The organism is Actinomadura darangshiensis (genome assembly GCF_004349235.1).
Lineage (GTDB): Bacteria > Actinomycetota > Actinomycetes > Streptosporangiales > Streptosporangiaceae > Spirillospora > Spirillospora darangshiensis.
Genome location: NZ_SMKY01000384.1, coordinates 1 through 7,159, shown reverse-complemented (window position 1 = coordinate 7,159; position 7,159 = coordinate 1). Strand labels below are relative to the sequence as shown.

Below are 7,159 nucleotides of genomic sequence, written 5' to 3'. Positions count from 1 at the left end.
TCTGCGGAAACGAATGGCCCGCACCGAACAACACCTCGATCTGCGCACGCTCAGCGAGCGTAAGACGACGTCCTGGCACAACAAGATCCTTCCAGGAACCTCGTTGCAACAGACACTAGAAACCGCCCCGCTCATAACGGCAACACGCCGCAAGTCAACGAGCTCGGTCACGGTTGGCGAGGCTTCTCCCGCGGCCGCTGAGCTTTCTGGTTTGGGTGTCCGTATGTGGTCAGGACGTATTTTCTGCGGCGCTTGGGACTCCTGTTTCTAAACGAGGCGGGAGGGTCTTCATGGGGCGTGCGGGTGGTTCGGAAGCGGTTCGGTTCGTTCGGTATCGGCCGGTCTCCGCTCAGGGGGCGCTGCGGCCCCCGCCGGTTCCGCTGCGGGGACCCGGGTTGCGGCTCGTCCGGCCGGGGGACGGGGTGGACGCGGAGGTCCGGGCCGTCGCCGAGGCGGCCGTGCGGCTCGTCGTGGAGGTGCTGGCGGGGACGCGTCCGGCGAATCAGCTGTCGCTCGTGGCCGTGCCGGCCGTGTGCCGGGCGATGGCCGCCCCGCGGGGGCCAGCGGCGCGCGGGAGGCGGGTCGTGCCGCCGAAGGTCCTGTCGACGCGGTCGCAGCGGCCGTCGCCGTCGGTGGCGGAGACGGTGGCCGTGGTCGCCGTGGCCGGACGCGTCCACGCGCTGGCCCTGCGCCTGGAGCACAGGCGGGGGCGGTGGCGCTGCACGGCGCTGGAGACGACCGCCCCCTGACATGCGGAAGCGGCCTCCTGGAGGTCAGGAGGCCGCTTCCCGGTGCCCTACTTGTTCTTGTTGCGCGGGTCGCCGTGGCAGCGCTTGAACTTCTTGCCGGAGCCGCACGGGCACGGGTCGTTGCGGTTCACGCCCGCGTACTCGTCCTCGGTCTCCTCGCTGTGGTGCTCCACGCCGCCGTCGCCGTCGACGGTCGGGGCCGAGTACTCCAGCTTCGTAGGACGCTTCGGCGCGTCGAGGCCCTTCGCCTTGATCGCGGGGGCGTCGTCGGCCTCCACCACGTCGTCGGCCTCGTCCGCGCCGTCCTCGGCCGCGCCGTCCTTGGCGGGGGCGGACTTGGCGACCGAGACGGGCGCGGCACCGACCGTCGGCGCGTCCTCCTCCTCGTCCGTCTGGACCTCAAGGCTGAACAGGTAGCCGACCGACTCCTCCTTGATGCCGTCGAGCATCGCGTTGAACATGTCGTAGCCCTCGCGCTGGTACTCCACCAGCGGGTCGCGCTGCGCCATGGCCCGCAGGCCGATGCCCTCCTGGAGGTAGTCCATCTCGTAGAGGTGCTCGCGCCACTTGCGGTCGAGGACGTTCAGCACGACGCGGCGCTCGAGCTCGCGCATGACGTCCGCGGTGAGCTCGTCCTCGCGCGCCTGGTAGGCCCGGTGGGCGTCCTCGCGGATCTTCTCGGCGAGGGTCTCGGCGTCCAGGCCGGAGATGTCGCCGCCGACCTCCTCGACCAGGTCGTCCACCGTGAGCTCGATCTGGTAGAGCTGCTTGAACGCCTTCCACAGCCGGTCGAGGTCCCAGTCCTCGGCGAAGCCCTCGGAGGTGGCGCCCGCGACGTAGCCCGCGACGACCTCGTCGATCATGTTGCGGACCTGCTCGCCGAGGTCCTCGCCCTCCAGCACCTTGCGGCGCTCGGCGTAGATGACCTTGCGCTGCCGGTTCAGCACCTCGTCGTACTTCAAGACGTTCTTGCGCATCTCGAAGTTCTGCTGCTCGACCTGGCTCTGCGCCGACTTGATCGCGTTCGTGACGATCTTGGACTCGATCGGCTGCTCGTCCGGGATGTTCAGCCGGTTCATGATCGACTCGACGCGGGCCGAGTTGAACAGCCGCATCAGGTCGTCCTCAAGGGACAGGTAGAACTTCGACTCGCCCGGGTCGCCCTGCCGGCCGGACCGGCCGCGCAGCTGGTTGTCGATGCGCCGCGACTCGTGCCGCTCCGTCGCGAGGACGTACAGGCCGCCGACCTCGACGACCTCCTCGTGCTCGCCGCCGACGTCCTTCTTGGCCTTCTCCAGCGCCTCCGGCCAGGCCGCCTCGTACTCCTCCGGAGTCTCCAGCGGCGACAGGCCGCGCTGGTGCAGCTCCAGGTCGGCGCGGAAGTCGGGGTTGCCGCCGAGCATGATGTCGGTACCGCGGCCCGCCATGTTCGTCGCGACGGTGACGCCGCCCTTGCGGCCCGCCTCCGCGACGATCGTCGACTCCTGCTCGTGGTGCTTGGCGTTCAGCACCTGGTGCGGGATGCCGCGCCGCTTGAGCATCTTGTGGAGCTTCTCGGACTTCTCCACCGAAGTCGTACCGACCAGGACCGGCTGGCCCTTGTCGTGCCGCTCGGCGATGTCGTCGACGACGGCCTCGAACTTGGCCTGCTCGGTCTTGTAGACGACGTCCGGCACGTCCTGGCGGATCATCGGCTCGTTCGTCGGGATCGGCACGACGCCGATCTTGTAGGTCTTGTTGAACTCCGCCGCCTCGGTCTCGGCGGTACCGGTCATCCCGGACAGCTTGCCGTAGAGGCGGAAGAAGTTCTGCAGGGTGATCGTGGCGAGCGTCTGGTTCTCGTCCTTGATCGACACGCCTTCCTTGGCCTCGATGGCCTGGTGCATGCCCTCGTTGTAGCGGCGGCCGTGCAGGATGCGGCCGGTGAACTCGTCCACGATCAGGACCTCGCCGTTCATGACGACGTAGTCCTTGTCGCGCTTGTACAGCTCCTTGGCCTTCAGCGCGTTGTTGAGGAAGCTCACCAGCGGCGTGTTGACCGAGTCGTAGAGGTTGTCGATGCCGAGCCAGTCTTCAACCTTCTCGACGCCGGACTCGGTGATGCCGACCGTGCGCTTCTTCTCGTTCACCTCGTAGTCGCCGGGGCCGTACTCGTCCACCTGCCCGGCCGTGCTGATCAGCTCGGCGCGCTTCAGCCGCGGGACGATCTTGGCGAACTCCGAATACCACTTGGAGTTCTGCTCGGCCGGCCCGGAGATGATCAGCGGCGTCCGGGCCTCGTCGATGAGGATCGAGTCGACCTCGTCCACGATCGCGTAGTGGTGCCCCCGCTGGACGCACTCCTCCAGGGTCCACGCCATGTTGTCGCGCAGGTAGTCGAACCCGAACTCGTTGTTCGTTCCGTAGGTGATGTCGCAGCCGTAGGCCGCGCGGCGCTCGTCGGGGGTCATCTGCGGGAGGATGACGCCCACGTCGAGGCCGAGGAACTGGTGGACGCGACCCATCCACTCGGCGTCGCGCTTGGCCAGGTAGTCGTTCACCGTGACCACGTGCACGCCCTCGCCGGCCAGCGCGTTCAGGTAGGCGGGGAGCACGCAGGTCAGGGTCTTGCCCTCACCCGTCTTCATCTCGGCGATGTTGCCGAGATGCAGCGCGGCGCCGCCCATCACCTGGACGTCGTAGTGGCGCTGGCCGAGGACGCGCTTGGCGGCTTCGCGGGCGGTCGCGAAGGCCTCGGGCAGCAGGTCGTCCAGGGACTCGCCGTCGGCGAGTCGCTCCCGGTACTTGTCGGTCAGCTCGCGCAACTCGGCGTCGCTCATCTCGAGGAAGTCCTCCTCGATCGAGTTGACCTGATCCGCGAGCTTCTTGAGCTTGCGCAGGGTTTTTCCCTCGCCCGCACGAAGGATCTTGTCGATGACTGGCGGCACTCTCGAAGGCTCCTTGCAGATCGTGGGTCACCGCTCCAGGCGGCGCGCACACCACACGTACGATGCCCATCGTAGGCGAGACCCAGAATGGTCTAGGTCACTCCGGAGCGCAATCCGCTGTGCGCCCCGTTTGACCTTCCAGGTCCGGGAGAGGATCTCCTGCACCTTCAGGAGGGGATGCGCAATGTCCGAAGAGTCGCATGGTTCGCACGCCGGCCGGCCGGGTTCATGGGCGGCCGTAGCCGTCATCTTCGCCGGTTTCGTCGTGGGCGGCGTCGCGCTCTGCCTCGGCCCCATGTGGATCATGTTCTGGGTCGGCGCCGGCATCGTGGTCGCCGGCATGCTCCTCAGCTGGATGGTCCACCTGTTCTCGGACGTCGTCGTGGACGCGCCGCGCGTCATCCCCGAGATCGTCGACTACTCCCTGTTCGGCTCGCGCTCCGGCAAGCGCCGCGGCGGCGACGCCGGCGAGGTCCTGGACCGCCCGGTCGCGACCGACACCCAGCAGACCCCCCACGGCTGACCTCAGCGCCCGGCACGGTGTGCATGTCCCTCAGGTGAACCGGCTGACCAGATCACCCATTCCACACCGTCCAAAAACCAATCCGGCCGATACGTCCCCCCGACGGTCCGGGATACAGAGGGTCGATCCGGGGTGCCGACGGTCAGACCGGGATGCCGACGGTCAGACCGGGGCAGTGGCGGCCAGACCGGAGCGCTGACCGGGGTTGTGACGGTCAGACCAGGATGCCAACGACCGGGCCGGGATGGTGGCGGCCAGACCGGGGTAATGACGGTCAGACCGGAGTGCTGACCGGGGTTGTGGTGGTCAGCGCTCCGGGGTGGTGGCGGTCAGGGCGGTCTCGATGAGTGCGGGCGGGAGGGCGGTCCGCTCTACGCGGACGTCGTCGCAGCCGACCCAGGACGCGGCGCGCCAGAGGGCGGTGGCCAGGGCCGTCGCCGACGATTCGGTGCGGGCGGCCGTGCGCGTCGCCCAGGGCTCCATGGACACCTGGCGGGCGATGAGGGTGCGGCCCTCCCGGGCAGGGTCGACCCGGCCGATGAGGCGGCCGCGGGCCAGCAGCGGCATCGCGAAATAGCCGTGCACGCGCTTGGCCTTGGGGACGTAAGCCTCCAGCCGGTGGTCGAAGCCGAACATGCGGGAGGCGCGGGCGCGGTCCCAGACGAGCGAGTCGAACGGTGAGAGCAGCGTGGTGGCGTGCCTGCCCTTCGGCGGGGCGGACAGCGCTTCGGGGTCGGCCCACGCGCGCTGGGACCATCCGGCGACCCGGGCGGGGACGAGGCCCGTCGCCTCGATCACGCCGTCCACCTGGTCCCGCCTGATCCGGTAGTAGTCGGCGAGGTCGCCGCGTGTGGCGACGCCGAGGGACCGTCCGGCGCGGGCGATGAGGGCGGCGAGGCAGGCGTCGTCGTCCATGTCCCGCGCGAGGAGCCCGGACGGGACGGCCCGCTCGGCGAGGTCGTACACGCGGCGCCAGCCGGACCGCTCGACGCAGACGACCTCGCCGATGTCCAGCAGCCACTCGATGCCGATCTTGTGGTCGCTCCAGTCCCACCACTCGGCGCTCGCCTTGGCGCCGCCGAGCTCCTTGGTGGTGAGCGGCCCGTCCGCCCGGAGGCGGGCCCGGATCTGGTCGCAGACGCCCTCGGGGACCTTGTGCCAGCGCCAGCCACGGGCTAGGAACGCGCGGCGGCGGAACGCGAACAGCGGCCAGTCGGCCATGGGGAGGATCGACGCCGCATGCGCCCAGTACTCGAACGCCCCGTACCCGGCGTGGTTCCGGTCGCCGGGCTTGGCGTCCGGGGACGCGCCATGGCCGCGACCGTCGCCGTTGCCGTTGCCGGGCTTGGCGCGCGGGGACGTCCCGTTGCCGTTGCCCCAGAAGGCGGCTTCGATCTTGTTTCGTCCGACCGGGCCCAGGCGGGCGTAGGGCACCAGCTCGTGGGAGCGGGCCAGGACCGAGATCGTGTCGAGCTGGACGGCACCGAGCCGCTCCAGCATCGCGGGCACGCCGCCCTTCGGGCGCGCGCCGAGGAGTCCCTGGGCGCGCAGTTGGAGTCGTCGCGCCTCGTCCGCGCTGAGTTCGACCTCGCCGGATGTGCCTGTCCCTGATGCTGCCTCGACCACGTCCGCGATGCTACGGCACAACACCGACAAAACCGGATTGCCGGTCTCGCCCGCCCGGTCATGCGGCGGCGGGAGGGGGGTCAGGTGATCTCCAGGAGCTTTTCACGGACGGCGTAGACGACGGCCTCCATCCGCGAGTGGAGCTGGAGTTTCTCCAGGATGTTGCGGACGTGGTTCTTCACGGTGTTCTCGGAGATGAACAGCTCGCGGGCGATCTCCCGGTTGCCGAGGCCGCGCGCGACGAGGCGCAGCACCTCCATCTCGCGCTCGGTGAGGCGGGGCGCGGGGACCTGCTGCGTGCGCTCCTCGCTGTGCTTGGCCAGCGCGGCGAACTCGGTGATGAGCTTGGACGCCATCGACGGGCTGATCAGCGACTGCCCGCCGTGCACGGCGCGGACCGCCTGCGGGACCTCGTCGATGGAGATCTCCTTGAGCAAGTAGCCGCTGGCGCCCGCCTTGATCGCCTCGAAGAGGTCCTCCTCCTCGTCGCTGATGGTCAGCATGACGATCTTCGCGCTGGGCGCCGCGTCCTTGATCGCGGTGCACGCCTCGATGCCGCTGCGCCGGGGCATCCGGATGTCCATGAGGACGACGTCGGGCAGCAGGTCGCCGGCCATCTCGACGGCCTCGTGCCCGTCCCCGCCCTCGCCGATGACCTCGATGTCGTCCTCGCCCTGCAGGACCATCTCCAGGCCCCTGCGGAACAGCGCATGGTCGTCGACGATGAGCACGCGGATGGGGTCGGCCGCTCCGGCCGGCCGCGCCGCCTCCCGTTCCGCGGGGGTGGCGCCGGCGCCGGTCTGACGGGGCACCGCCGCGGCGTCGCGAGCCTCGGGATTCTCGCTCACCAGAGTCGCGGCGTGAAGGAGACGCCGCTTCCCCCCTTCACTGTTCAGCGGACGGGGTGTCTTCTCGGATCAACCGCCGCGCGCCCCGGGAGGTTCCCGGGACGCGCCGCGTCCGTGGATCGGCGGATGCGCCTTTTCAGATCATGGCATGGTTCGGACGGTGACGTGACGCGAGTATCGCATCGCTGAACTCACTCTTCGACAAGCCTGATGACTCCGTAGTCCCAGCCTCTTCTCCGGTATACGACCGAGGGGTGCCCGCTGGCCTTGTCGCGGTACAGAAAGAAATCGTGGCCGACGAGTTCCATCTCGAAGAGCGCCTGCTCGATGCCCATCGGCTCGGCCTTGTGGAACTTCTCGCGGACGACGAGGGGGCCGTCGCCGTCCATGGCGATCGGGACGAGGTTCTCGTCCGGTGAGACCGTCACGACCTCGGCTTCGTCCTCGGCGAGGCGCGCCGCGTTCTCGGCGGGTGTGGGTGGGAGG

At 69.3% G+C, this 7,159-nt stretch carries 7 protein-coding genes; 3 read left to right on the top strand and 4 right to left on the bottom strand.

All coding sequences use genetic code 11. The features are described from left to right. Positions 1-271, top strand: a 271-nt coding sequence (locus E1293_RS49010; RefSeq protein WP_207939424.1) for a hypothetical protein, incomplete at its 5' end; no start/stop codon positions are given. A gap of 124 nt (positions 272-395) precedes the next feature. Then, positions 396-749, top strand: a complete 354-nt coding sequence (locus E1293_RS42285; protein WP_132205012.1) for an Rv3235 family protein — start codon at positions 396-398, stop codon at positions 747-749. Between the two features lie 47 nt (positions 750-796). On the opposite strand, the gene secA is transcribed toward E1293_RS42285, so the two are convergent. After that, entirely contained in the window at positions 797-3,676 is a 2,880-nt protein-coding gene (gene secA / locus E1293_RS42280) for a preprotein translocase subunit SecA (protein ID WP_132205010.1), read from the bottom strand. A gap of 184 nt (positions 3,677-3,860) precedes the next feature. Here secA and E1293_RS42275 point away from each other — a divergent pair, with 184 nt between their 5' ends. Then, the gene (locus tag E1293_RS42275) at positions 3,861-4,199 is read left to right on the top strand and encodes an HGxxPAAW family protein (RefSeq protein WP_132205008.1); all 339 of its coding nucleotides are present in this window, start codon (positions 3,861-3,863) and stop codon (positions 4,197-4,199) included. A gap of 306 nt (positions 4,200-4,505) precedes the next feature. Here the strand turns inward: E1293_RS42275 and E1293_RS42270 are convergent, their stop codons facing one another. The 3 genes from E1293_RS42270 to E1293_RS42260 form a co-directional block, all read right to left on the bottom strand. Next, entirely contained in the window at positions 4,506-5,825 is a 1,320-nt protein-coding gene (locus E1293_RS42270) for a winged helix-turn-helix domain-containing protein (protein ID WP_243717395.1), read from the bottom strand. An 80-nt stretch (positions 5,826-5,905) separates the two neighbouring features. Further along, the gene (locus E1293_RS42265; RefSeq protein ID WP_132205006.1) at positions 5,906-6,673 is read right to left on the bottom strand and encodes a response regulator; all 768 of its coding nucleotides are present in this window, start codon (positions 6,671-6,673) and stop codon (positions 5,906-5,908) included. A gap of 191 nt (positions 6,674-6,864) precedes the next feature. Then, a partial coding sequence (locus E1293_RS42260; RefSeq protein ID WP_207939423.1) for a sigma 54 modulation/S30EA ribosomal C-terminal domain-containing protein occupies positions 6,865-7,159 on the bottom strand: 295 nt, incomplete at its 5' end.

Excerpts from the sequence above, each read along its gene's own strand:
- E1293_RS42275 (WP_132205008.1), top strand. The coding sequence starts at position 3,861 with ATGTCCGAAGAGTCGCATGGTTCGCACGCCGGCCGGCCGGGTTCATGG.